The 26110-nt window shown below is 32.3% G+C and carries 27 protein-coding genes; all 27 read right to left on the minus strand.

Features of this window, described 5'->3' with window-relative positions:
* Positions 1-3 precede the first annotated feature (3 nt).
* The 27 genes from KPL37_RS04580 to fliD all read right to left on the minus strand — a co-directional run bounded on the left by KPL37_RS04580 (position 4) and on the right by fliD (position 26102).
* Positions 4-195, minus strand: coding sequence for a flagellar FlbD family protein (locus KPL37_RS04580; protein WP_216146236.1), 192 nt, complete (start codon positions 193-195; stop codon positions 4-6).
* A gap of 28 nt (positions 196-223) precedes the next feature.
* Positions 224-1219 carry a flagellar hook-basal body complex protein gene (locus KPL37_RS04585; protein WP_216146237.1) on the minus strand — a complete coding sequence of 332 codons (996 nt, stop codon included), beginning with the start codon at positions 1217-1219 and terminating at the stop codon, positions 224-226.
* A 75-nt stretch (positions 1220-1294) separates the two neighbouring features.
* Positions 1295-1696, minus strand: a complete 402-nt coding sequence (locus KPL37_RS04590) for a TIGR02530 family flagellar biosynthesis protein (protein ID WP_216146238.1) — start codon at positions 1694-1696, stop codon at positions 1295-1297.
* Between the two features lie 37 nt (positions 1697-1733).
* The gene (locus tag KPL37_RS04595; RefSeq protein ID WP_216146239.1) at positions 1734-2417 is read right to left on the minus strand and encodes a flagellar hook capping FlgD N-terminal domain-containing protein; all 684 of its coding nucleotides are present in this window, start codon (positions 2415-2417) and stop codon (positions 1734-1736) included.
* A gap of 41 nt (positions 2418-2458) precedes the next feature.
* Positions 2459-4237: a flagellar hook-length control protein FliK gene (locus KPL37_RS20240; RefSeq protein ID WP_216146240.1), complete on the minus strand. Its 1779-nt coding sequence runs from the start codon at positions 4235-4237 to the stop codon at positions 2459-2461.
* A gap of 56 nt (positions 4238-4293) precedes the next feature.
* Positions 4294-4746, minus strand: coding sequence for a flagellar export protein FliJ (fliJ, locus tag KPL37_RS04605; RefSeq protein ID WP_246578118.1), 453 nt, complete (start codon positions 4744-4746; stop codon positions 4294-4296).
* A gap of 51 nt (positions 4747-4797) precedes the next feature.
* The gene (fliI, locus tag KPL37_RS04610; protein WP_216146242.1) at positions 4798-6105 is read right to left on the minus strand and encodes a flagellar protein export ATPase FliI; all 1308 of its coding nucleotides are present in this window, start codon (positions 6103-6105) and stop codon (positions 4798-4800) included.
* A 17-nt stretch (positions 6106-6122) separates the two neighbouring features.
* Positions 6123-6857 (minus strand): FliH/SctL family protein, encoded by a 735-nt coding sequence (locus tag KPL37_RS04615; RefSeq protein ID WP_216146243.1) that lies wholly within the window; start codon positions 6855-6857, stop codon positions 6123-6125.
* Between the two features lies 1 nt (position 6858).
* Positions 6859-7872, minus strand: a complete 1014-nt coding sequence (gene fliG / locus KPL37_RS04620) for a flagellar motor switch protein FliG (RefSeq protein WP_216146244.1) — start codon at positions 7870-7872, stop codon at positions 6859-6861.
* Between the two features lie 6 nt (positions 7873-7878).
* Entirely contained in the window at positions 7879-9432 is a 1554-nt protein-coding gene (gene fliF, locus KPL37_RS04625; protein ID WP_216146245.1) for a flagellar basal-body MS-ring/collar protein FliF, read from the minus strand.
* A 15-nt stretch (positions 9433-9447) separates the two neighbouring features.
* Positions 9448-9762, minus strand: coding sequence for a flagellar hook-basal body complex protein FliE (gene fliE, locus KPL37_RS04630; protein ID WP_216146246.1), 315 nt, complete (start codon positions 9760-9762; stop codon positions 9448-9450).
* Between the two features lie 11 nt (positions 9763-9773).
* Entirely contained in the window at positions 9774-10208 is a 435-nt protein-coding gene (flgC, locus tag KPL37_RS04635; protein ID WP_216146247.1) for a flagellar basal body rod protein FlgC, read from the minus strand.
* A 4-nt stretch (positions 10209-10212) separates the two neighbouring features.
* Positions 10213-10617 (minus strand): flagellar basal body rod protein FlgB, encoded by a 405-nt coding sequence (flgB, locus tag KPL37_RS04640; RefSeq protein WP_281418621.1) that lies wholly within the window; start codon positions 10615-10617, stop codon positions 10213-10215.
* Positions 10618-11199: 582 nt separating this feature from the next.
* Positions 11200-11745 (minus strand): transposase, encoded by a 546-nt coding sequence (locus tag KPL37_RS04645; RefSeq protein WP_216146248.1) that lies wholly within the window; start codon positions 11743-11745, stop codon positions 11200-11202.
* Positions 11746-11929: 184 nt separating this feature from the next.
* Positions 11930-12211, minus strand: a complete 282-nt coding sequence (locus KPL37_RS04650; RefSeq protein WP_216146249.1) for a hypothetical protein — start codon at positions 12209-12211, stop codon at positions 11930-11932.
* Positions 12212-12301: 90 nt separating this feature from the next.
* Positions 12302-12499 (minus strand): hypothetical protein, encoded by a 198-nt coding sequence (locus KPL37_RS04655; RefSeq protein ID WP_216146250.1) that lies wholly within the window; start codon positions 12497-12499, stop codon positions 12302-12304.
* Between the two features lie 89 nt (positions 12500-12588).
* Complete coding sequence (locus tag KPL37_RS04660) at positions 12589-14670, minus strand: hypothetical protein (RefSeq protein ID WP_216146251.1); 2082 nt, start codon at positions 14668-14670, stop codon at positions 12589-12591.
* Between the two features lie 4 nt (positions 14671-14674).
* Complete coding sequence (locus tag KPL37_RS04665) at positions 14675-15502, minus strand: flagellin N-terminal helical domain-containing protein (protein ID WP_216146252.1); 828 nt, start codon at positions 15500-15502, stop codon at positions 14675-14677.
* A gap of 112 nt (positions 15503-15614) precedes the next feature.
* Positions 15615-15956, minus strand: a complete 342-nt coding sequence (locus KPL37_RS04670) for a hypothetical protein (protein WP_216146253.1) — start codon at positions 15954-15956, stop codon at positions 15615-15617.
* 333 nt (positions 15957-16289) lie between these two features.
* Positions 16290-18848, minus strand: coding sequence for a flagellin N-terminal helical domain-containing protein (locus KPL37_RS04675; protein ID WP_216146254.1), 2559 nt, complete (start codon positions 18846-18848; stop codon positions 16290-16292).
* A gap of 343 nt (positions 18849-19191) precedes the next feature.
* Entirely contained in the window at positions 19192-19632 is a 441-nt protein-coding gene (locus KPL37_RS04680; protein ID WP_216146255.1) for a hypothetical protein, read from the minus strand.
* Between the two features lie 235 nt (positions 19633-19867).
* Positions 19868-20392, minus strand: coding sequence for a hypothetical protein (locus tag KPL37_RS04685; RefSeq protein ID WP_216146256.1), 525 nt, complete (start codon positions 20390-20392; stop codon positions 19868-19870).
* A gap of 88 nt (positions 20393-20480) precedes the next feature.
* Positions 20481-21713: a flagellin N-terminal helical domain-containing protein gene (locus KPL37_RS04690; RefSeq protein WP_216146257.1), complete on the minus strand. Its 1233-nt coding sequence runs from the start codon at positions 21711-21713 to the stop codon at positions 20481-20483.
* A gap of 129 nt (positions 21714-21842) precedes the next feature.
* Positions 21843-23126, minus strand: a complete 1284-nt coding sequence (locus KPL37_RS04695) for a flagellin N-terminal helical domain-containing protein (protein ID WP_216146258.1) — start codon at positions 23124-23126, stop codon at positions 21843-21845.
* 214 nt (positions 23127-23340) lie between these two features.
* Complete coding sequence (locus KPL37_RS20045) at positions 23341-23472, minus strand: hypothetical protein (protein WP_281418622.1); 132 nt, start codon at positions 23470-23472, stop codon at positions 23341-23343.
* Positions 23473-23577: 105 nt separating this feature from the next.
* Positions 23578-23913 carry a hypothetical protein gene (locus KPL37_RS04700; RefSeq protein WP_216146259.1) on the minus strand — a complete coding sequence of 112 codons (336 nt, stop codon included), beginning with the start codon at positions 23911-23913 and terminating at the stop codon, positions 23578-23580.
* 77 nt (positions 23914-23990) lie between these two features.
* A complete protein-coding gene (gene fliD / locus KPL37_RS04705; protein ID WP_216146260.1) occupies positions 23991-26102 on the minus strand; it encodes a flagellar filament capping protein FliD in 2112 nt (703 codons plus the stop codon).
* Positions 26103-26110 lie beyond the last annotated feature (8 nt).

Here is a 26110-nt window from a genome sequence, read left to right on the forward strand (position 1 = left end):
CTCCTAAAACTTGCCAGTAAATATCCTATTCTTATACTTTAAAACTTCTTCAATTACCTCTTCTGTGCTTTCAATAACAATATATTTCTTACCATTTGTTAAGGTTATTAGTGTTTCTGGCATTATTTCAATCTTTTCTATAACCTCTGCATTTAATACAAATTCTTTATTGTTTAAACCTGTAAGTTTTATCATGGGCCCTCCTATGATACATTACTTTATTCTATCTCTTTAAACCTATTATATCCTGTAATATTTCATCACCTGTGGTGATTGTCTTACCCATTGCCTGGAAGGCTCTACTTGCAACTATCATATCAGTAAACTGCTCGGCTAAATCAACATTTGACATTTCAAGCATTCCGGAAAGCATATCACCATATCCTTTACTATTATCTGGATTTGTAGTATTAAGTCCTGATCTAACAATAGGCTGTCCTGAATTAGATGTTTGTATATATTCGTTTTTTCCAGTCTTACTTAGTCCGGCTGGATTTTTAAATGATGCCATAGCAATCTGTCCAACTGCCGCAACAGAACCATCTGCTAAGACAGCCTTTATACTTCCATCCTTATCTATAGAATAAGTTTTTACCTTCTGTGCTACACCCGCCGCATTAGGTATTGTCTCTGGTATTGATAGTGGTATAAGTTTAGTATCATCTGCTGCAGTAGTTGCAAGATTTGCATCTACAAATGTTGCAGTAGCTGGATCAGTAGTGTTATCTAAACTTGCAGGTGACATACCATACCCTAGCACTCTTTGCCCATCTGAAGTTAACAAATGTCCATTATCATCTAGTGATAAAGCTCCATCTCTTGTATATGCAATCTGGAAAGCACTAGCATCCGTAATAGTATTAGTAGTAGTATCTAATGAAACTTCCCCACCAACTGCTCCCTTAGCAACCATTAAATACCCTTCACCATCCACAGCAACGTCTAAAGTTCTAGAAGTTGGTTGCATCATTCCCTGCCCAACCATAGTATCTATTCCAGCAACTTGGACTCCGAGGCCTATCTGCTTTGAATTAACCCCACCTGTATTAGTTGATGATTTAGACGCATCAGACATACTTTGACTTACCATATCTTCAAATCTAATTCTTGAGCTCTTAAACGCTGTAGTTCCAACGTTAGCTATATTATTTGCTATAATATCTAATTTTTGCTGATTTACTTTCATTCCACTTATTCCAGCATATAACGATCTTAACATAATATTACCCCCATTTTTTTAGTAATCACTTTGCTTCTGTCATTCCACAAAGTTAAGCTCCCTATAAGGTCCAGCTTATATCATAACTACACTATCTATATTTGTTATTACATTTCCTGTGCTTTGACTTTTATCCATTGCTGTAATTACAGTTCTATTTTTAATGCTTGTAATCAAAGCCATGTCCTTGTACAATATTAATGATTGTTTAGCGCCTTTGCTATCTGCCATATTTATACCTTCATTAATTTTCTTCCTATCATCATCATTTAAGTTTATATTTCTACTATTAAGCCTTTGTATTGCATGAGACGATATTGTGAAACATTCTTCTTTTTTTATCTGTTTATCTAAGACTTTATTAAAACTATTTTGATCTTTATTAACTTGAGCACTTTTATTTTGTAAACCAACACCTGAATAATCAGGAAAGTTTGCCGTTGAAAATAATTTGCCGTTTACTACTCTATAGGACATATTGAACATCACCTTACTATCTTAATTAATTACTTTTTTATCCTACCTTTGAAATGTCATCATAACTTATATCCTTAGTTACATCAGCACCATTTTCTTGATAAGAAATAGTTAAATTAATTCCTGTTGTAGTTTTAGCCACACTTTTAACATTTCCTGTATAAGCTACTTTAGCATCCCCTATCACTCTTGTTGTAACTTGTTTACCCATTAAATTTATAGCAGCAGAAAATGCTGTATTGTTATTTAAATAATTTGATGTAGCACTTGATACATCTATAACATCTGATAAGGTGTCAGCTGGGAAATCTTTTGTAGTGCCATCTGTCAATTGAACTGCCATGTAAGTTTTACCTGCATCCTTATAAACAGCCTGAACAGTTCCACCATGTTGAACTCCTTTATCATCATAACTATCAAAAGCTACCATCTTTCCCACTAGTGAAGTTGAGTTTGAAAAAGTCACATTGCTATTTAAATTTGACATTTGTTCAAGTGACGCAAATTGTGCCATTTGAGCTACAAATTCTGTACCATCTTTAGCAGCCGTCGGATCTTGGTTAGTAAGTTCAGCCGAAAGTATTTTAAGGAAAGAATTTTGGTCCATCGCTGTGCCTTTCTTTACAATTGCAGTTCCTCTGCTAGTTGCTCTAGATAAAGCTGCTTGTTCTGCGCTTGTTAGTACTTTTGCGTTTGTTGCTGTTGTAACATCAGTTGCCATTTTATATCACCCCTTAAATATTGATTTTTATCTAGGCATAGCTAAACAAACTTATTTACTTGATTATCTTCTATAGCATAGTTACTGCTTATCGCAACATCATCATCTATATCTACATTAGTTTTTGTGTTCTTATCTTGTTTTCCATTATTATTGTTATTGTTTCCACTAGAGTTCTTGTTGAAATATGTTGAATCCTCATATACATTTATATCTAAGCTTTGAATTTTAATGTCCATATTTTTTAATCTATCTTGAATATCCTGAAAATTATTATTTAACAAATTATAAGTTTCCTTATTTTGAGCCAATATACTCGCCTTCATAATTCCACTTTCCATAGTAAGTTTTATTGTAATTTCTCCAAGCTCCCTAGGATTCATTTTCACTGTTAAATCCTTTATATTATTAACTTCCATGAATTTTACAGATTTAATTACATCTGCTTCAAGATTATTTTTATTCACTACTAAATTTGCACTTAATACTTTGGTTGTATCTAAAGTTTTTACAGTTTGAAATTGATTCATAAAATTAACTACTTTTGATATTTTAACATCGTCTTTATCTGCACTTAGCAACTTATTAAGGAATTTTTCCTCAGAAGAGCTATTGCCAGAAGATTTTTTGTCTTTTTTATTATCACTTGAACTCTGATTTTGATTTTTAGAAATACTTTCAGAGGTTGACTTTGTGTTTTGCGACTTAACCATTTTTATTAAATTATCTTTTATTGATTTTTCCTCACTATTATCGCTGTTAGTTTCAGAAGTAGGTACCTTTAATAAATTTAAATCAGATTTTATTTCCTTAACTTGCGTAGTTAGCTTTTGAATCATACTAAGTATTTCTGGTGTCGCTTTGCTATTTCCCTTTGAATTTTCTAGCAATGATACTATCTCACTAAGACTGTTTTTCAAAGTACTTTTTGTTTCAGGTGTCAATTTTTCTACTCCTATTAATTCTTCTAAATTAATAGAATTAAGCTCAGTTCCTGAAGTTTTAGTGGTTGTAGTTTTGGTTGTAGTTTTGTTTATACTTTGAATCATGGTAGCTAAAGATTGTACTAATTGTTGGATTTGTGCCATTTGGTCAGTAGATTTATCGGCACTTGTTGAGTCACTTGAGGTATTCTTAATGTCCTGTTTTAATACATTCCGGATTTTTTTTATAACATTAATTATCTTGCTATCGTCTTCTCCTGACGATTTTCCTAAAGATTGTTCTAACAATGGCATCATTTTATTTAGATTATTTTTTAAAGTGCTCTTTGCCTCAGATGTTAGTTTCCCTTTGCCCATTAATCCTTCTAAGTCAATAGAATTAAGTTGAGTAATCAAAGTCTTAGTTTCCGATGTTTTATCAGTTGTTTGAAGCATTGTAGTTAAAGATTCTAATAATTTCTGGATTTGTGCCATTTCATCTGTAGTTATATCAGTATTTAGCGATTCTTCTGACGAATTCTTAATATTTTGATTTAATAATTCAGTAATTTTTTTTATAGCATTATTTATTTCTTCAATGTCCTTGTCGCTAGTGTCTACGCTTACCAAACTCTTTTTTGTATCTTCTTCTAATGTAGTTTTGGAAGCAGCATCCTTCTGCTTTTCCTTATCGACTTTATCTGGATTTTTATTGGTAGTCTCATCCAAATTTTCTTCTTTGTTGTTTGCTTTATTAACATCATCATTTTGTGAACTCTTGGATTTCAGTGTTTGATCTTCCAATGCTTTTTTAAATTCTTCTTTTTTTACTGGTTGTTTTGGAGTATCAATTTTAGTAGGCGTAGTATAAGTTATTACATTATTATTTACATTCACTTTTCTCACCTCCCTTACTACCTTATATGGGAATAAATAACCACTTATATTTTTGTCTATTTATTCCCAAGAATCTTTCTATTATTTCTAATAAAAGCGAAAAGTGCAAATTCATCATTACTTTTTTGCTCTATTAAGTTTTGTTCTTTTAAAAATGAAATCTTCTGCTTTTCTTTCAAAATCTCAACAGTCTTTTTTTCAACTTGGCATAACTTCAATTTTTCTCTTTTTTCCTCTAATATCTTGCCTTTATCCTCAAAGGCTATAGTATTTTTATCTATTGCATAATTTAATACATTTAAATAATTTTGCTGAATTTTCTGCTGTATAATTGATTCATATACATCTATATTTCTATGTGTTGAATAATTTTCCTTTAAATTATTTAGCTCATTTTCAACAATATTTTTTTCTCTTTGTGCTTCTTTAAATTCAAGTTTACTTTTATCTTCAAAATCTTGTCTAATATCGAGAAGCTTTTGAAGTCTGAACTTGTACGCCTCGCTCAATATAAAAACCCCTCTCCTAATGACTTCCCCCAAGGGACTAACCTGAAACATTTATTCAAACATATTTTGGAGAACACTTAAACTGACATTAATGTCAGTATTCTCATTTGTATCCTGCTTTAAAAAAGCCTCTATATTATCATTGTATTTAATTGCATTATCAATTTTTTCATTACTGCCTTTTACATAAGCACCGATATTTATTAGATCCTCAGAATCTTTATAAGTTGCCATTAAGTCTCTTGCATTTGATGCGGCCTTTTTATGCTCTTTTGTTGTGATTTCAGACATCAACCTACTAACACTATTTAGGACATCAATTGCAGGATAATGATTTTTACCAGCAAGTGCTCTTGATAAAACTATATGTCCATCAAGTATTCCACGCACTGCATCTGCTATTGGCTCATTAAAATCATCACCATCTACTAGTACTGTATAAAAAGCTGTAATAGAACCTTTATCTGACATTCCACTGCGTTCCATTAGTTTAGGTAACATTGCAAAAACTGATGGAGTATAACCTTTACTTGCTGGAGGTTCACCAATAGCTAGTCCAATTTCCCTTTGCGCCATAGCAAACCTTGTTACCGAGTCCATCATTAGAATTACTTTTTTACCTTGATCTCTAAAGTATTCTGCAATAGCCGTCGCCGTAAATGCACCTTTTAGTCTTACCAGAGCTGCTTTATCAGAGGTTGCACATACTATAATTGATTTTTTCATTCCCTCCTCACCTAAATCTTTTTCTAGGAAATCACGAACTTCACGTCCTCTTTCACCAATAAGTGCAATAACATTTACATCTGCTTTTGCTCCTCTTGCAAGCATTCCAAGAGTCGTACTTTTACCTACTCCACTTCCTGCAAATATACCAACTCTTTGACCTTCTCCACAAGTTAAAAAACCATCAATTGCTCTAACCCCAGTAGGCAAGATTTCTTTTATTCTACGTCTCTTTAAAGGGTCTGGAGGAGACGCATTTAAAGAATACGCTGTGTATTTAGTAATTTCATCACCATTTAATGGATTTCCTAGCCCATCAAGAACCTTTCCAAACAATTCATCAGAACATTTAACACTAAGTGGACTTCCTGTTGGTACTACTCTACACCCAGGTGATATACCTACAAGTTCTCCAAGAGGCATTAGTATTACATCTTTATCACGAAAACCAACAACTTCGCATGGTATCTCTTCATTTGATATATTATAAATGTTACATACTTCACCTACAAATGCTGTTATTCCCTGCACTTCAATGGTAAGTCCTATAACATTTTTTACCACACCCTCGGAGTAAGTATAGTTAATATCAGGAATTTTTTTCATTAAATACTCAAAATTTAGAGATATCATAAAACTCCCCACCCTCTTTATACTTGTAATTGCTCTTCCTTAAACATTTCAACTATCTTTTCTATACCATAAGATATACTTACAATACTTTTACCTGTTTCTTTTTCTATAACCGCAGTTCCATCCTCTAAGAAATTATCCTTTATTACAAATATATCACCTTGAAATGCTAGTTTACCTTTCCAATTTTCAATTTGATCCTTTACAGTAGTAAAATGGGTGCTATTAGTTTTTATAATATATAATTTTATATTTCTTTCAGCTTTTAGAGTATTAAAGATCATTTCATTTATTGCATCTGGCTCTTTTACTTCTTTTTTTAATATATTCTGCGCTATACTAACAATTAGATCTTTTATATGTTTTTCTTGCTCTACCAAATATTCATCATACTTAGCTTTTGAAAGTTTTAATATATCATCTGCTTGTGCGCGTATTACATCAGCATCCTGCGTTGCACCACTAATTGCTTCATTATACCCATTTTCATACCCTTCTTTATTCCCTTGCTCAAGACCTTCTTTAACGGCTACACCTTTCGCCTGCGCAGCATCAATAACAGATTTTGAAATTATTTTCTCGCTTTCATGTCTTGCATTTTCCAATATGTTGCTTGCGAGTGTTTCATAACTTTCCATATTTACTTCTTTTATAACTTGATGTTCATCTATAACTTGAGGCAGAGGGTTTGAACTTAAAACGGTGCTTATTTCTTCCTCTCCCTGTTTTAAAACATTTGAATTTTTTATCACATTAAATGACAATCGAGTCTTCACCGCCTCTTGAAAGAACAATTTCGCCAGCTTCATCTAGACGCCTCAAAATACCAACAATTTTTTGTTGTGCTTTCTCTACATCCATAAGTCTTACTGGTCCAAGGAATTCCATATCTTCTTTTAAAGATGCTGCTGCTCTCTTAGATTGATTCTTAAATATACTGTTTGCAACTTCTTCTGAACATCCTTTTAATGCAAGAGATAAATCCTTAGTATCTATTTCTCTTAGTGTTCTTTGTATTGAAACATCATCCAATGTAATAATATCCTCAAATACAAACATAGATTCTTTAATCTTTTCTGCAAGTTCTGCATCTTCTCTTTCAAGACCTTCTGTGATATTTTTTTCTGTAGTTCTATCAACTTGGTTTAGAATTTCAACTAATGATTCTATTCCACCAATTACAGCACTATCTGTTCTAATTACAGAAGATAATTTACCATTTAGGACTTTTTCAATTTCTTTTATAACCATAGGTGAAATACTGCTCATAGTAGCAATTCTATAAGATACTTCACTTTGCAAATCTAGTGGTAACTCTGCCATTATTTGAGCAGCCTTATCCGCCTGCATATAACACATAATAAGTGCTATTGTTTGTGGATGTTCATTAGATATAACATTTAAAAGTTGATGTGCATCTGCTTTTCTAGCTATTGCAAATGGTCTATATTGTTGTGTTTCTTCCATAACTTTGTCTAAAATTTCCTTTGCTCTTTGCGAACCCAGTGCCTTTGATAACAAATTTCTTGCATATTCAATTCCACCTTCTAAGAGAAAATCTTTAGCTTTATTCATTTCCATGAATTCATCTAAAATTGACTTCCTAAGTTCTGGTTTAACTGAAGTAATATTTGCAATCTCATAAGTTATTTTTTGTATATCTTTTTCCGGCAATTTTTTTATTATACCCGATGATGCGTCTGGCCCTAAAGTTATAAATAATATAGCTGCTTTTTGAATTCCTGAAAGTTTTTCACCTTTAGCCACTACTTATCACCTCTCATCTTCTGTAAGCCAAGATTTAATTATATCTGCAACTTGTTCTGGTTTCTCTGCAGCATATTTTTTAACTTGATTCTCCATATTAGATTTTTTATCATTAGATTCAAATTCAATAGGTGCAAATTCTTCCTGCTTTGGAGGAATATTATCTCCAATTATCATGTCAATTCCTTCTGAAGTTGTTTCTTCCTTTTTCCTTGACCTACGAATTACAACTATTGCTATAATAAATATCAGAATAGCTAAAGCACCTATTGCTATGCGAGTATATAACACTTTATTCGCAGCTGCTTTATCTGCATTTGCTATATCAAGAAGTGCTTGCTGAGCCGCCTTTTTAGCAGCCGTATTAAAGTACAACCCTTCTATACTTATAGTGTCTCCTCTAGCTCCAGAATAACCAATAGCTTGTGCAACCAAATTGTTTACAGATGTTTTAGTAGCTACATCTAAATTGCCATCAAGTACTACCGAAGTAGTAATTTTTTTAACTGCTCCAGGTGCCTTCACTACATTATCGTCTGTTTTTGTAATATCATAGTTCTTTGTACTTTCTTTACTAACAATATTTCCATCTTTAGTAGTTGTAGGTGATGTATTTTGCGTTGCATTATCCACAGGACTAGTTGATAATCCAGTGCTTGTCCCACCGTTCCATGTCTCAATATCATGGGAACTTACAACTGCTCCCTTTGTACCGTATGTAGTGGATTTCCTTGTAAGTGCATCAAAATCAAGGTCTGCATTTACAGAAACTTTAACACTATCTTTATATACAGGCTCAAGTACCTTCATTATTTTTGCTTCTAAACTTTTCTCAACTTGAGCTTGAAGCTCTTGTTGTTCATCTGTAGAATCGGTTATTGTATCCTTTTCCTTATCATACAAGCCTTCAGTTAGAAGTTTAAAATCATCGGAAACTATACTTACATTCTCCTTTGGAAGATTCTGCACCGCTCCAGTTGTTAATGAAACTATTGCCTTTACCTGCTCGTCAGTGAGTTTAGTCCCTGATTTAAGTTTTAATACAACTGATGCTGTAGCGGGGTCAGTTTCTTTAACAAAAGCAGTGCTTTCTGGCATAACCAAATTAACCTTAGCCCCTTCTACTTCCGGGAAAGACTTTATAGCTCTTTCAATTTCACCCGATAGTGCCCTTTGATACATGATTTTAGTTTCTGTATCCGTAGGTGCCATTTTACTAGTATCAAAAAGCTCAAATCCTTTACTTCCGTCTGTAAGTGTAACCTCTGACGCAAGCGTCATTCTAAGACTATCAATCTGATCTTTAGGCACTAATATACTAGTACCACTTACCTTATAGTCAACTTTATCAGTTTTTAACTGTGTAATAATTGTCCCTGAATCTTCTGTTGACAAATTTGAATATAACACAGCATATTTAGTTTGAGTTGTTGCTACTATAAACGAGGTAAGGGCTATTAGGATTACTCCCACAAGTATGCTATAAGCTATTTTTTTATTTTTGCTTAAATTACCCCAACTTTGCGAGAACTTATTTCTCATTTCAAGCAGCTTACTCATATTCTAGCTCCCTCCCTATATCTGCATCCTATTAAATGCATCATAGGCATCTACAAGTTTATTTCTAATTTGTACAGCTGTTTCTAAAGACAATTTAGCCTCTGCTGTAGAAAGCATTACCTTTTGTATGTCTGTTTCATCACCCTTTATAAAGCTTTGAGTGATATCATCGGATTCTATTTGTTTATCGTTAACTACATCTAATTTTTCTTTTAATGTATCCAAAAAACTAATACCACTCGTACTAGAATTATCAGTATTTGCAGCACTTGTTTTGGCATCATTAAGAACTGCAGTACTTGCTGCATTTGCATTAACATTAATAGTCATAAAACACCCTCCTATTTACCTATTTCTAACGCTTTAGAAAACATACTTTTCTGGGCAGTCATAGAACTTACATTTGCCTCATATGCTCTTGTAGATGCAATCATATCTGCCATTTCATTTAAAATATTTACATTAGGCATCGTAACGTATCCATCTTTATCAGCATCTGGGTGTGATGGATCATAAACACGCCTTAAAGCAGACGGATCATCTTCTATACCAACAGCACTAACCCCTTTAAAACTAGTTTTATATGTACCCGTACTTTTATCTAATTCTTGTTGTAAATTTTCTTGAAATGCAGCTATTTTTCTTATGTATGGTTTCCCATTTTCACCTCTAGTAGTAGTTGCATTCGCAACATTCGATGATATTGTATCCATCCTTAATCTTTCTGCAACAAGGCCACTAGAACTTATTCTCATTCCCATAAAAGCATCATTCATAATACTATTTGCCTCCTCCTATAACATAACTAGCAAGTGAAATTTTACTATTAACTTGACTAACAAGGGCAGAGTACATTAACGTATTTGCTGCTTGATTTGTCATCTCAAGATCTATATCTACGTTATTACCATCCTGCCTTGCGCTAGTACTCTCATCTCTATTTACTGTAATTTGTCCATTACTATTACTCGCTCCAATATCTTTACTATTATCTGTTTTCATTGTATCTGCAGCCATGTTATCCTTTAAGGTTTCCTCAAATGTAACATAGAGACCTTTATAATTTTTTGTATTAATATTTGCAATATTATTAGCACTTACTTTACTTCTAAGTGCGGAGGCCTCCATACTTTTTTTTAATAAACTATATGTATCTCCACTTGTAGCACTTCCAATTATATTCAAAATCATCATCCCCCTTAGTTTAAACTTATATATAAAGTATATAATTTCTACTTCTAACCTAATATTTTGCATAAATTAGCGAATTTTGTTTATAAAGATAATATATTCCACTACACAATTATTATTATATACTACTTGCTTATTTTAGTGAATATTTTTTTATTAATTTGTTTTACTCGATCAATTTTAATTCTAAGATACTTCATTTTACTGCTAAAATACTTATTTATAGGTTTATGGTTAACGTTTGTAATGTTTTGTTAAATTATCTTTTAATTTCATATTATTATTATATCATACATTATTGTTGTAATTTGTATGTCAAATAATTGTTATAACTAATTATAATATTAGATAATAGTAATATTAATATCATGTTTGAACTTTACTTATTGAAAAACTAACTTCATTTATGAAATAATTTAACACTCAATATGAAATACGCATTTTTCGAGTTTAAGTTGCAAAATTATAAAATAAATTTTTTAAACCATTTTTTTCACCCCTGGGGTAAACGCAAAAAAATTACAGCCCTTAGTGGACCGTAATTTTTTCCTATGTTTTTGTTACACCCCTGGGGTGCTAAGTTCCAAACTCCACATACCTTTTATATAATTCTCTGTTCTTGTCTTTAAAGTAAGATAATATCCTATTGCTACAAACAAGTTCTTCTTTACCCCCACTCACATAGACAAAATAACTACTCCATTCATAAGCCTCAGGTTTTTTAACCATTTTAGCTCTCACTGGATTTAAATGTACATATCTACTTGTTTCAAGCATTTGAGCATCTGTTTCTATAAGTTCAGAGTAATATCTATCTTGAAATAAATGTCCAATATAGTTATACTTTTTATTATAATACTTCGCATATTTACTATGTATTCTTCCTATAAATTGTCCTAAAGGCTTTTCTTCAGTTCTAATTAATATATGCACATGATTATCCATTAAACAATAACTTATTACCTCATATTTATCATATACATAGTAGCCCAACGTTTCTTTCATCAATGTTAAATAATGCAAAAAGTCCTCTTTATCTTTAAAAATATCATTTCTATGATTGCCTCTTGCAGTAACATGATAACTTGCACCCGGATACCATTTTCTTTTTATAGTTGGCATAATAATAACCTCCACTTATTTGAGTATTATTAATTATTGCCAAATTCACAAAAATTTACACCCCAGGGGTGCTAAGTTAAAAATGAGCATCAGAAGCTAATTCAATAGCCACTGATGCTCATTATATTTTTATATTTTAAATTCCCAAATTTTACACCCCTGCGGTGCTTGCGAATGATTAATATTATCCTATAGCCTTTAGTTTTGCAATATCTGACCAATTATTTGCTGTTATAATTTCAACACTACTCAAATCTTTTCTCATGCTCTTAACTTCACCTTTAATTTCGAAAACTTCATGCTTTAAATTTTCTTGTTCTGCTGATATAACGTCAGTTTTATGTTCTAAAGCTCTAAGTATTTGAGTGTGTTCTTCTTGGGTTGTTTTAATTGATTTGATATCACCTTGCATTGACTTCATATCACTTTGCATTTCTTTTAGAATATCTAATATTTCCTTATCCATAAATTCACCGCCTAGATCTTTTACTATCATTATATCATATATAAACTAAGATTAAAATAATATTTCATTCACCAATATCAATTCATTATTCTACACTACATTGCTATATATATGTTCTAATACAATTTGCAAAATATCTGCATAAGCATCATTATCCTCCATAAAATATATGAATGAATTAGTGTCAATTAATATTCTGTCATATTTTTTGAGTACCTCTATAAACCTATAGTTCACAGAATATACCAATTCAATCCTGCTAAGTTTTTTACGCGAAGAACTAATCATTAAATTATCTCCTGCGTAGCTGCAACAGCGGAAGCTAACGCTTCTACTTCAAGTTTTAAATCAATGGTAAAATTTACACCCCTGGGGTGCTAAAAATATCTTGTTGCCAATATCCTATCACTCTCTAGCAATTTTTTCTTTGTAACAGATACATATATACTTCCAGTAGCTTCTCCAATTTGTGTTATGTTTACAAATAAATCCACTCTAACTGTATCAGTTTTTGTTGTTATTACAGTTCCTTTTCCTATTGCAGGTCCACCTTTTGATATTGAGTATATTTTTACTATATCCCCTACAGCTAAATTTTGGATTAGTACCCTGTTTGATATTCCGTTCGAATTATTTATTACTATTATATTGATTGGGTCTAGTGGTGTTGACTTCGCTTCCGAGGCGTATGTTATCTCTTTTGTTTTATTACTTTCTAGCAATTTTTCACTTGTTACTGATACATATATACTCCCACTAATTGCTCCAAGTTGTGTTATGCTTACTGTTAAATCTCCGACCAATGTTACAGTAGCTGTACCTATTACAAGTCCAGCTGTTGCTGATGAATATACTTTTACTACATCTCCTATGACTAAGTTTCTAACCACTACTGTGTCTGCTGTTCCAACTGCATTATTTGTTACTGTTATGTTGCTTAGATTTATTGGAGTTGATTTAGCCTCTGCAGCATATGTAACTGATGTTCTATTACTTTCAAGAAATGTTTTTCTTATTACTGATACATATACAGTTCCGCCCGCTGCTCCAATTTGAGTTATGCTTACTGTTAATCCTGACGCTGTTGCAGTTGCAGTTCCTATTACGGCTCCACCTAGTGCTGATGAATATACTTTTACTATATCCCCTATCTCTAAACTTTGAATAACTACTGTGTCTGCTGTTCTAGAAGCATTATTAGATATTATTATACTGCTTAGATCAAGTGGAATTGATTTTGCTTCTGCAGCATATGGTATTGGTATTGTTCTATAGCTCTCTAGAAATGTTTTTCTTATTACTGATACATATACACTTCCACTCACTACTCCAATTTGTGTTATGCTTACTGTTAAATCTCCAGCAACTGTTGCAGTTGCCGTTCCTATTACACCTCCACCTATCGCTGATGAATATACGTTTACTATATCTCCAATATCTACCTTTTTAACTACTACTGTGTCATTTGTTCCAACTGCATTATTTATTATTATTATTTTAGTTGGATCGAGTGGTGCCGATTTTGCTTCCGCATCATATCTTACTCCTGATGTTCTATCACTTTCAAGCAATGTCTTACTTGTAACTGATACATATACATTTCCACTCATAGCTTCAATTTGTGGTATGCTTACTGTTAAATCTCCTTCTACTTTTTCAGTTGCTGTTCCTATTAATTCTCCACCTATCGCTGATGAATATACGTTTATTATATCCCCTATAGCTAAGTTTTGAACCACTACTGTGTCTAATGTTCCAATTGCATTATTTGTTACTACTATCGCTGTTGGATCTAGTGGTGACGATTTTGCTTCAGCAACATATCCTACCGCTATTGTTCTAGCACTTTCAAGCAATGCTTTCCTTATAATCGAAATATACACATTTCCAGCTGCTGCTCCAAGTTGTGTAATACTTGCTGTTAAATCTCCTGCTACTGTTGCATTTGCAGTTCCTATTAAATCTCCACCTATTGCTGATGAATATACGTTTATTATGTCCCCTATGGCAACGTATTGAACTACTACCGTGTCTGATGTTCCAGCTGCATTATTTGTTACAACTATTGCTGTTGGATCGAGTGGTGTCGATTTTGCTTCTGCATCATATGCTTTTCTGATTTTATTGCTCTCGAGTAGTCCTGTACTCTTAACAGACACATAATCATTTCCTGCAGCTGTCCCCAATTGTGTTATGCTTACCGTTGCATCTCCATCCTTATTCGCTGTAGCTGTCCCTATTGATATTCCACCTGTAGCTGATGAATACACATTTACTATATCCCCTTTTATAAGGTCAGTCACATTTAAAATATCAGGTTCTCCTGCATTATTTGTTATATTTATATTTGTATCACTAGTTGAATTTGATAATTCTGCTCCAAAAGTTGTACTTGATGATGGTAAAAGCATTGATAACAATACTAGTATGCCTAGTAATTTTGATAATAATTTCTTCATCAAATTATCTTCCTCTAATATTTTCTAGTATCTTTAATGCATTTTGTGGTAATTGATTTGATTGAACCATCATTGCATTCCCAGCTTCTACAAGAATATTGTACTTAGAATATTCCATTATCTCAGTAGCCATATCTGTATCCCTTATACCACTTTCAGCTTCTTGTGTCTTATCAGATATCTCAGTTATAGAATCATAGCTACTTTGAAATCTATTCTCTAAGGCTCCAAATTTACTTCTTGCATCAACAATAACCTTAAGCGCATTGTCTATAGATTTTAATGATTCATCCGTATTAGACACATTGATGTTTGTAAGACCTAGTCCATCTTTCGTTAAATCATATTTAGGTATTTTAATTTTTTCCCCTACATTGACACCTGTAACCATTTCCAAAGTAGAAGTACCCTCGTTATTACCCTCTGATAAAAGCTTAACTCCATTAAACTCAGTATTATTCGCCATGTCATTTGCTCCATCCACCATTTGGTTAATTTCACTTTGAATATTCGCTTTGTCTGAATCAGTTGTAGTTCCTCCCGCTTGTACTAATAATTCTCTAACTCTTTGTAAACTACTAGTAATCCCTTCAAGCCCACCTTCTGCAGTTTGAAGCATACTAACACCATCTTGAGTATTATTGGCCGCCATTTGAAGTCCTCTTATCTGCATTCTAAATCGCTCACTTTTAGCAATACCATTTGGATCTTCTTTTGCACTATTTATTTTTATACCAGACGATATTCTTCCTAAAGATGAATTCTGTTTGATAAGATTTTTACTATATTCTCTATATATATTTAAAGATGCTATATTTTTATTTATTTTCATAAAATCAACTCCATTAAAGTTTTTCAATTGCTCTATATATAATATATCGTAGAAAATACATTTTACTTTAGGGATTTTATTAGCTTACAATTTTACTATAATTTATATAAGATCAATATACCATAACATCTGGTGGAAACAAACTTAATGACCTTTCATAAGAAATAATAGCTTCTTCTTTTGCTATCCTACCACTAACAAGATTTCTGTATAACATATATAACTTCAAATGAAGATCTGGACTAGAATTTTTAACTTCTACCATTTTTTCAAATATTATATCTTCAATAGAAGATTTACTATCTAAATTAAGAAGGTTAGAAACAAATTTCTGTAATTCTTCAATTTTAATTTTTAAATGTGGCTCTGCAGAAAGAATGCTTATTTCGTTTAACTCTTTAATAATTTTTTCTATTGATTCTACTTTAATTGAAACTTGATTATCGATACCCATATAATCTAACCTCTTTTTTAAATAATTTGTCTATACTATTTTGCATAATCAGTAATAAAATTAAAAAATCTTTAGCTTTTCTTTTCTTTTACTTAATACATCGTTTAAAAATTTAATAACTTTATAAAATTTTTATAATTATTCTTTAGCTAAAACAAAACATGCACCAACAGCTAAATAACTAGCCACTGATGCTCATTCTAATTTTCCCATCCTTAATTCTTTTACTGTTACTATCTATTTCACTAACCTATGCTACTAAAGTATCTAGCCTGTCATTTAATTTAATCTATTTTATTCTTTTAGTTTAAGACTATTACTCTTATTATTAGCTTATTTTAATAATGCAAGAACTTGTTGTGGCTGTTGGTTAGCTTGAACCAGCATAGCTTGAGCAGCTTGCGTAAGAATATTATTCTTTGAGAATGTGGACATTGCTTCTGCCATGTCTACATCTTCAATTCTTGATTCAGCATCCGTCAAGTTAGTAGAAGTATTTTGTAAATTACTAACTACATGTTCAAAGGAGTTCTGAAATGCACCAATACTAGTTCTTTCACTAGATACTTTATTAATTGCTTCATCAATAATAGTAATAGCATCAGAGGCTTTTTGTGAAGTAGTAACATCTAGGTATTTAATTCCTAAAGCCCCAGCTCTTACACTTCCAATTTTAATTATAACATTTTGATTACTATTAGCACCTACTTGAATATCCATTTTTCCTGTACCATCTTTACCCACGTGTCTATTATAATCAAATCCTGTAATTGTCAAAAAATTATTAAGCAATTCATCCATACTTGTGTTAATTGGTGATTGATTACCTGGATTACTAGCATTAGCTGGAACTACAAATCTAACAGAACTATTTGATCCGTCCTGCTGTGGCGTAACAATATTTAAAGACCCTGTTTTACTATCAACCGTTACTATAACATCATTACCTAATTGGTCAGTACTAGTATTTATTGCAGCTTGAAGTATCTTTACAAATTCCTCTTTAGTATAATTATCTGTTTGTAAAGTTATTTGTTTTGTCTCACCTGTGCCTTGAACTTTAGTGTATTGAATAAAATCATAAGGGTTTAATGGATCTTGAATAATGTACCCATTAGATGTATATACTGTTTTATTATCTAAGAGTTTTTGTCTATCACCTACACTTAACTCCGAATCATCTACTTCTCTCTCAGTATATTTAGCATTAACTTCAATTGCAAAAGTATCTGTCTTATCTTGTCCCGATGCTATACTGGAATTTAAACTTAATATGCTAAACATATTGCTTCCTTTAGCACCATTAACATCCTGTAATTGTAAACTTGCGTCACCACCCTGATTAATAGTCGTAAATCCTATTTGTCTATTTTCAGTTAAAGGATAATAACTCGGATCATAATTAGATTTTACCTTATCAGCATATCCTGCCCCAGATATTGCAATATTAATTTGATTACAGAAATTACTTGCCGTAGTATAAATTTGATTTGCAATATTTATCTGAAAAGTTTTTTGGGTCCATTGAGGATCTGATACAGTGAACCCATTATCTTTATTAAATTTTGTGGAAGAAGCAACTGTCTTATCGTTAAAAGTAAATTGCAACTGATCATTCCTTGTAATTCCCAATTGTACATTTGCATTAATTGACCCATTTTGTACGCTATTACTGGCAAATATAGTTGTATATACATCTGAAGGATTAGTATCATCTTGAATAATATTAACTCTAGCCAAATATCCCTTATCTGTACTTTCTAATTTAAGCATACCATTACTATCAATACTGACAGACACTTTTGTATCAAGTGGCGCAACTATTTTGCTTTGTATCATATCAACCAAATCTTGAGGATTATCAATAGCTGAATTGTACGCATCTAAGTGTAAAGTCTGCAAATTTTTATTTCCAACTGAGTCTGTATATTCTAATTTCAACGTAGAACTGCTACTAATTGTTATTGGATTATTTAATGTCCCTATCATAATAGAAGTTGTACCTGTCATCTCATTTGCTGCTGGAGAACTATTTATATTTATTTTAACATTTGAATTTGGCTGAGGACTCGCACTTGTAAATATAATATTATTAGTGCTTGTATTATATGCAACGTTTATCTTACCATTTAAATCAATATCACTATTTATTACATTTTGAATTGAAACCGCTAACTCGTCAATCGTACCAGAAGGTATACTAGTGTTAGGTAGGTTCATCGATTTAGTATATGGAGTATTATTTTCATCCACATATGTAAGAATTAGTTTATTATTTTCTGGATCACTAATATTAATAGGTGAATTTAATAACATGCCTGTAACAGCCTGCTTTCCACTATGAATTTCAATTCCACTATCAAAATGTATAGCACTACTACTCATGACATTTGCTGAAGTATCATCATGTATTGAAATAGGTGCTGTTACTGACTTACCTGCCTCTAGAGCCGTAGTCGGAGGTATATTTCTTAAAGATCCATCTATAGTTTTTATAGTATTAAACTCTGTAGTTTTAGAAACTGAATCGACTTGTTTAGATAACTGAATTATTTCCATATGTATTGTTCTTCTATCTTCACTTGTAATTGTTTCACTTGATGCTTGTACACTTAATTCTCTCATTCTTTGTAATGTTGAATGGATTTCACCCATTGCCCCATCAGATGTCTTAATAAGATCAATACCCTGTTCAGTATTTAAAGTCGCCTGTTCTAGGCCCCTAATTTGTCCCTTCATTTTTTCTGAAATAGAGAGTCCTGCTGAATCATCAGATGCTTTATTAATTCGTTTACCTGAAGATAGTTGTTCCATTGAATTTCGACCTTTTGTGTTATTTATATTCATGAGCCTATTAGCATTTATTGCTGCTGAATTTGTATTTATAATCATATGTAATCCCCCCAGAAAATATAGCTAGTAATTAAATTTTAATTTTACCATATTAATTAAAAATTCCCTTTAATTGTACCATATATCTATATATTTTATTAGGGTTTCCCCAAAAGATAATTACTTATAGCTAAATAACTACTTAATTATCTTTATTCAAATTATTTATTTTGATTTTATACTTCTACTTAGTCTTTCCATTGAACTTTCATCTTTTACTACACTTCAATATATTTAATAGGACTCCCAGTGCACTTTTCCACGCCCGCTTTGTCCTATAAAATAGTAACTTCCTTATGACAAGAAAATAAGCACCAGCAGCTAATTATATAGCCACCGATGCTCATTCTAATTTTCTCCCATCTTTAGTTCTACTACTTTCACAATCTATTGCGCTAACTTGTGCTGATAACTTGCCTAACCTATCATTTAATCTATTTAGTTCCTTTTGGTCAAGGCTAGTAAGTTGCTTACCTTGTTCTGCTATCTCTCTCATTTGTAGCAGCTTTACTTCTTTAACGTTAAGCATCTGCTGTTTGTCCTTTGCCCACTTGAGTTCTCGTTGTAGCTGTTTATTTGCTGCATCATTCTTATCCTTTTGCACACTTGCAACTACATCTAAATTCTGTCCGACATTAGGGTCTATTGCAGAATTATGTACTGTTTCTGTCATTTGCTTATCATTTTCTTTTTCTACATTAGTCAATGTTTCCTTAGCTACTATATCATCACCTTTTTGAATATTTGGCTGACCCACTGCAATTGATAATGGCGCAACGTCCATATGATTACCTCCATATTTTTTAGTATAAAAAAGAGCCATTTATTCACCATAACTATTTAATATTACTTTTATCAATATTACTTTTACCAATATTTATACCACTGGGGTAGCAAGGCGGACCATCGGGACGCCTTGCTATTATTGCTATTGCTACATATAGCTTGCTAGTTTATATAATTACAATTAATGCATAATAAAATATTAGATAAATTAGTATATAGATATTTAATGTATTCTAATTTAAAAATGATATCAATATATGAAGCAAAATGTTATCATTTTCTGATAATAAACTATTGTTTAATATTCTATTAGGTGAAAGATGCATAAATTCCAACTGTGTTTTAAATAAATTATTTTTGTTTTCATATTTAATCTGTATTACATTATAAAACTTTTGAGTTATTATGCTTATATAATTTATATTAGCGTCTATATTTAGCACACTAGGAGGATTAATCATTTTTAAATTTAAATCATTAAATTGATATTGAACTGAATTATTCTTTAATATAATGCTCTCATTTATGAATTTTGCTTTATTAAATAAACCACTAAATTCATAGCATAACTTATTTAACAAGTTTTGCATTTCCTTTTGGTCTTTAGCATTTTCCAAACATTCTTCTTCAATATAATTATCCAATGAAGCGTCTATTATATTAATCGATGCATTTGCTTTGGAAAATTTTTCTTGCAATATTTTCTCAATAATTTCTTGAGTTTTCTGATTTTCTTTAAAAACCTCATTTGTATTCATAATACGACCCCTTCTCTGAAATTAAATTATTAAAAGGAGCCAGAGTTTTCACCCTGACTCCTTTTCATTACTATTATAAATTCTTCAATTATCTTAATAATGCAAGAACTTGTTGTGGTTGTTGATTAGCTTGAACAAGCATTGCTTGAGCAGCCTGATTAAGAATATTATTCTTTGAGAATGTAGACATTTCTTTAGCCATATCCACGTCTCTAATTCTTGATTCAGCTGATGTTAAGTTTTCACTTGATGTTCCTAAGTTAGCAATTGTGTGGTCTAATCTGTTTGAGAAAGCACCAAGTTTTGCTCTTTCTCCTGATACTGTTGCTGTAGCATTATCAAGAACCTTAATAGCGGCTGAAGAACTTGCTGAAGTAGATAAATCTAGCGCATGCTCACCAATTGTTGAGACATCTGATAGATCATTAGCTGCTCCAGTAGCTACATATTTAGCTCCATAGACTGCTGTATCTGTGCCTGCGGCTCCTGCTAATCCTAAAGCAGAAGAACGCATATCGGTAAAGCTAGCAGTAAATTGTTGGCCTTTATTTGCACCAATTTGGAATGTAAATGCTGATGATGCAGCTGTTTTGTCCACTCCAGCAGTAGTCGCAGCAACTGCACCTGCACCTGTAGCAGTTGGAAGAGTAGCTGAGAAATGTCCTGCTTTCTGTGTTAGTGTTAATACTGCAACAGCACCTGATGCAGTGTATTTTGAAGCTAATTCAGCAGTGTTACCAATTAAAGTTGCTAATGTAGTCGCATCTGCAAATTTACCATTTGTTCCATCACCGCCAACACCATAAGTTAAAGTCTTTCCATCAATCACAACATCAGCAGTAGTTACTGCTGAGACTGTGAATGTACCAGCGGAACCTGTTGTAGGTCCTGTTACAACTCCTGCAGTACCATCAAGCAAATTCTGAGTATTAAACTGAGTTGTATTTCCAATTCTGCTTGTTTCTGAAGTCAATTGATTCATTTCTTTTTGTATTTGTGTTCTATCTTCAGTTGTATTAGTATCATTAGAACCTTGAACTGCAAGTTCTCTCATTCTTTGTAAAATTGATGTAGTTTCGTTTAATGCACCTTCACCAGTTCCAATCATGGATATACCATCTTGAGCATTAGCTGAAGCTTGGTCTAATCCTCTGATTTGTCCTCTCATTTTCTCGGAGATTGCAAGACCTGCTGCATCATCTCCTGCCTTGTTAATTCTAAGACCTGAAGAAAGTTTTTCCATTGATTTTGAAGCTGTTGCTGCGTTTATACCCATATTTCTAGTAGCGTTCATTGCACCTAAGTTGTGATTAATTATCATAATAAATTCCTCCTTGAAATTTTAGTAGGACATCCTTGTCCTCTATTGGTTATTTACAGTTTATCTCCTTGAGCTTATCGCATATTAGATAAAGTTAACAGATATCTCAGCTTTCAATTAGTTTTTCAATTATCTTAATAATGCAAGAACTTGTTGTGGTTGTTGATTAGCTTGAACAAGCATTGCTTGAGCAGCCTGATTAAGAATATTATTCTTTGAGAATGTAGACATTTCTTTAGCCATATCCACGTCTCTAATTCTTGATTCAGCTGATGTTAAGTTCTCGCTTGAAGTTCCTAAGTTAGCAATTGTGTGGTCTAATCTATTTGAGAAAGCACCAAGTTTTGCTCTTTCTCCTGATACTGTAGCTGTAGCTTCATCAAGAACCTTAATTGCTGCAGTAGACTTTGCTGATGTAGATAAATCAAGAGCATGTTCACCAGTTGTTGAAACATCTGATAAATCATTAGCTGTTCCAGTAGATACAAAAGTAGCTAAGGTAACATCACCATTAGCGCCAGTTGCATTAGTACCTGCTGCTCCTGCTAATCCTAAAGCAGAAGAACGCATATCGCTAAAACTTGCAGTAAATTGTTGGCCTTTATTTGCACCAATTTGGAATGTAAATGCTGAAGATGCTGCTGTAGTTGTAGCAAATCCTGCTACTGCTCCAACTGTACCAGTAGTAACTGCACCCGCACCTGTAATAGTTGGTGCAGTGGCTGATTCATGACCTGCCTTTTGTGTTAATATTAAAGCTCCAGCAGGAGCTGTTGCAGTGTATTTTGCTCCTATTGTAACATCTGCAGCAATTGAAGCTAATAAACCGGCTTTAGTTTTAAACTTGCCATCTGTTCCATCATCAGGTGATGCTGCACTATAAGCGAAAGTCTTTCCATCAATAACAACATCAGTAATACCTATAGCTGCTGCTGTGGTAACCCCAGCTACTGCTGGTGGTGCAGCTACTGCTGCGGCTGCTGTTACTGTTCCTGCTGAACCATCAAGTAAATTCTGAGTATTGAACTGAGTAGTATTACCAATTCTACTTGTTTCTGATGTCAACTGATTCATTTCTTTTTGTATTTGTGTTCTATCTTCTGTTGTATTAGTATCATTAGAACCTTGAACTGCAAGTTCTCTCATTCTTTGTAAGATTGAAGTAGTTTCGTTTAATGCGCCTTCTCCAGTTCCTATCATTGAAATACCATCTTGAGCATTAGCTGAAGCTTGATCTAATCCTCTGATTTGTCCTCTCATTTTTTCAGAGATTGCAAGACCTGCTGCATCGTCTCCAGCCTTGTTAATTCTAAGACCTGATGAAAGTTTTTCCATTGATTTTGAAGCTGTTGAAGCGTTTATCCCCATATTTCTTGTAGCGTTCATTGCACCCATGTTGTGATTGATTATCATAATAAATTCCTCCTTGAATTTTTAGTAGGACATCCTTGTCCTCTATTGGTTATTTATAGTTAAGCTCGTAGCGAGCTATACTAACTAATTTGTTGAATTTTTACCTTTTAGTTTGTCATTTTGTTGCTCCTATGTTGAATTTCATCATCTTGCGATATCAAGGCTTTCAGAGCATTGTAAACATCAAGTTGATTTTCAACAGTTAGGCAACCTTCTAACCTCCATTATTTAATTTCCTATTTGCTTTTGTTGCTTCTAATATATACTTCGTTACTATTAATACTAACTTTACACCTTTTTTAAAATATATTTTAAAAGAATGTTCTCTGTTTCTTCTTGCTATCATTTTGTTACTTTTATCTGTATTTCTAATTCTAATATATACTTCGTTGCTATTATTAATAACTTTATACTTTTTTAAAAATATATTTTAATATATTTTTACTCTATCTTAAATTTTCTTACTTAAAAAAACAGCTTTAGATGGGATTTTGTTATAACCCATCATTCCTGTCTGTCTTTTTTTGTTTTTTTTCATTTTATCTAATAAATCCCCTTTCTTAACTTTCATTCTAGATGCTAAATCCTTCTCTAAATTTTCTATTCCATACTGTAAATATAACTTTTTCAGTTCTTCTTTAGAATAATTAATTTTATTCATATCATCTATAATTAGTTGCCTCTTTTGAAAAATCTCATCTAGTTTCTCAAATTCCTCTACTTTAACCATTTCAACAATAGTCAAAGTGATATTTTTATATTTTATAAGATTTTCTTCTAAGTCCAATTTATCACCTGCTTTATATTAAATAATAATTTACAATTAGCAGTTTGCGTTTTTTTATTGTAAACTACTAATTACATTTATGATGAACTTGTTCCGAGCATAGAGCTAAGTGCACTTTGTTGCGAATTTAAAGCATTCATTGCCTTTTCTAATGCTGTAAATTTAGCATAATACCTTGTTGAAGCAGCATCAAGTTGAGCTTGAAATTTACTAACACTTAAAGTCTTATTATATACTTGATCAGGTAGTGTATTTTTACCAGCAGTACCTGAAGTACTGTAATCATATTGTTTATTTACAAATATATTCATAGATCCTGATAAAGTATAAGTACCATCTTTTCCAAGTCCTGGTGATGCAACATAATCTCTTATTATGCTATCCATTCTAGTAAATATACCATCTTCCTTATACTTCTTTGAACCTATATATGCGTCGGTAGAAGTTAAAGTACTACTTGAACTCCCAATAAATAATTTTTTAAAATCTTCCATGTTATTTTCAATAGCATCCTTTAATTTTGCTTCATCTGAAATTACAAGCTTACCACCATCTGTGGTATCTGTTGAGGTTTGTATACCTACAGCATCAGTACCATAAGCACCAAAGTTTAAAGCAGCCTTTCCAGTACTGGCATCCGTACTATCATAACTACTATATACAGGTGAATAAAGAGTTCCCCTAAGTTGAGTTAATAAACTACTTAAATAATCGTCTTTCTTAAGTATTCCTACCTTTGCTTTAGTTTCCCATGTTGTAATTTGAGTTTCACTCATACTTGTTTTTTGTGCATCAGTTAATGGAGAATAGTTTTTATCTTTTGTTTCTGTTAATTTTTTATTAATTGTTGATATTATGGTATTATAATCTTCAATAAAACTTTTAATATTAGTTACAACTGTATCTGAATTTGATGTTACAGTTACATTTGAAGTGTCAGTACCTGAATTTGCTCCTACTAGATTATAGGTAACACCATTTACTGTGAATTTATTAGAGCTTTGAGTTGTTGTTACGGCTGATTGTCCTGGAGCAGTAATAGATACTAGAGCATCTGTTCCTAATTTTGTTATTGTATTTGTAGTTACACCATCTGCAGTTGTTAAAACTGATCCAGATAAGCCAAGTTTTGTTATTATACTATTAGGTAAATCCGTTGTAGCTTTTGTCTCTGTTATTTTAAAACCTGAGGCAGAGCCGTATTCTTTTGATTGAAATAATATTTTTCCAGTTGTGTCATCTATGCTCATTGTAACTGCTCCACCAGTTGCACTATTAACTTTATCCATTAAATCCTTAATTGTCGATGTACTAGTTGCAGATATAGTTACAGGTTTTGTATTCGTAGCTGTATCATATGATAGCGAGAAGCTAGTATCCGTTGTAATTCCCAAATCAGATAATTTAGAAGTCGATGATATTCCACTATTAATAGTGCAGTCTTTTACATCCGTTATAGCATTGTCAGTATCAACCAATTTAATTGTATCTGTATTTGAAGAAGCTTTTGTAAACTTAATATATTCATTAGTACCTTCTTTATTCACCTCTTTAACATATGATGCAGTGATTTTGCCATTTAAACTTGATCCTGCAATTTTACTATTTATCGCAGTTACTATATCTTGTGGTGTACCTGAACTTAAATCTGGCATAGCCAAGGCAACTGATGTTGTAACTCCTGGTGTTGTAACTCCTAATGTAGTTACACTAGCCGTCGTTACACTAAATGTTAAATTATTAGCAGTCCAGTTTGAAGCTGATACAGCTATCATTGAGTTTTGTGACTTGCCCACTATTTTAGCTTGTTCTGCTAACTTACTTACATTCACCTTATATGTTCCAGCCGTAGCCGCTGACCCTGAGGTTGCTGTAACAACAGATGCCCCATCACTTGCAGCAGTATTAATATTCATAGAGCTTCCAGACATCATATATTTACTTGAAAGCGGATCAAAATAATCTTGCAATCCTTTTATACCTGTAATAATTCCTTTATATGCATCCTGCTGCCACGCCAATGTTTGCTTTGCCTGGTTAGCCTTATCTATCTTTGTTTGATAATTTGATACCATAGATTTAACCACTGCATCTGTGTCAATACCAGATGCCATACCTGATATCCTTAATAAATTAGAACTTGATGTAGTACTGGTAGTTGAACTAGTACTTGGATAAATACTTGACATATACTATC

It is taken from the genome of Clostridium frigoris (genome assembly GCF_018861865.1).
GTDB lineage: Bacteria > Bacillota > Clostridia > Clostridiales > Clostridiaceae > Clostridium_AD > Clostridium_AD frigoris.

Excerpts from the sequence above, each read along its gene's own strand:
- flgC (WP_216146247.1), bottom strand. The coding sequence starts at position 10,208 with ATGAATGATGCTTTTATGGGAATGAGAATAAGTTCTAGTGGCCTTGTT.
- KPL37_RS04670 (WP_216146253.1), bottom strand. The coding sequence starts at position 15,956 with ATGGGTATCGATAATCAAGTTTCAATTAAAGTAGAATCAATAGAAAAA.
- KPL37_RS04580 (WP_216146236.1), bottom strand. The coding sequence starts at position 195 with ATGATAAAACTTACAGGTTTAAACAATAAAGAATTTGTATTAAATGCA.
- KPL37_RS04680 (WP_216146255.1), bottom strand. The coding sequence starts at position 19,632 with ATGGACGTTGCGCCATTATCAATTGCAGTGGGTCAGCCAAATATTCAA.
- fliI (WP_216146242.1), bottom strand. The coding sequence starts at position 6,105 with ATGATATCTCTAAATTTTGAGTATTTAATGAAAAAAATTCCTGATATT.
- KPL37_RS04650 (WP_216146249.1), bottom strand. The coding sequence starts at position 12,211 with ATGGATAAGGAAATATTAGATATTCTAAAAGAAATGCAAAGTGATATG.
- fliE (WP_216146246.1), bottom strand. The coding sequence starts at position 9,762 with ATGACTATTAATGTTAATGCAAATGCAGCAAGTACTGCAGTTCTTAAT.
- KPL37_RS04685 (WP_216146256.1), bottom strand. The coding sequence starts at position 20,392 with ATGAATACAAATGAGGTTTTTAAAGAAAATCAGAAAACTCAAGAAATT.
- KPL37_RS04655 (WP_216146250.1), bottom strand. The coding sequence starts at position 12,499 with ATGATTAGTTCTTCGCGTAAAAAACTTAGCAGGATTGAATTGGTATAT.
- KPL37_RS04595 (WP_216146239.1), bottom strand. The coding sequence starts at position 2,417 with ATGGCAACTGATGTTACAACAGCAACAAACGCAAAAGTACTAACAAGC.
- KPL37_RS04660 (WP_216146251.1), bottom strand. The coding sequence starts at position 14,670 with ATGAAGAAATTATTATCAAAATTACTAGGCATACTAGTATTGTTATCA.
- KPL37_RS04690 (WP_216146257.1), bottom strand. The coding sequence starts at position 21,713 with ATGATAATTAATCACAACTTAGGTGCAATGAACGCTACTAGAAATATG.
- fliF (WP_216146245.1), bottom strand. The coding sequence starts at position 9,432 with ATGAGTAAGCTGCTTGAAATGAGAAATAAGTTCTCGCAAAGTTGGGGT.
- KPL37_RS04665 (WP_216146252.1), bottom strand. The coding sequence starts at position 15,502 with ATGAAAATAAATAAAAATATAGCATCTTTAAATATATATAGAGAATAT.
- KPL37_RS20045 (WP_281418622.1), bottom strand. The coding sequence starts at position 23,472 with ATGATAGCAAGAAGAAACAGAGAACATTCTTTTAAAATATATTTTAAA.
- fliD (WP_216146260.1), bottom strand. The coding sequence starts at position 26,102 with ATGTCAAGTATTTATCCAAGTACTAGTTCAACTACCAGTACTACATCA.
- KPL37_RS04695 (WP_216146258.1), bottom strand. The coding sequence starts at position 23,126 with ATGATAATCAATCACAACATGGGTGCAATGAACGCTACAAGAAATATG.
- KPL37_RS04675 (WP_216146254.1), bottom strand. The coding sequence starts at position 18,848 with ATGATTATAAATACAAATTCAGCAGCAATAAATGCTAATAGGCTCATG.
- KPL37_RS04585 (WP_216146237.1), bottom strand. The coding sequence starts at position 1,219 with ATGTTAAGATCGTTATATGCTGGAATAAGTGGAATGAAAGTAAATCAG.
- KPL37_RS04590 (WP_216146238.1), bottom strand. The coding sequence starts at position 1,696 with ATGTCCTATAGAGTAGTAAACGGCAAATTATTTTCAACGGCAAACTTT.
- KPL37_RS04645 (WP_216146248.1), bottom strand. The coding sequence starts at position 11,745 with ATGCCAACTATAAAAAGAAAATGGTATCCGGGTGCAAGTTATCATGTT.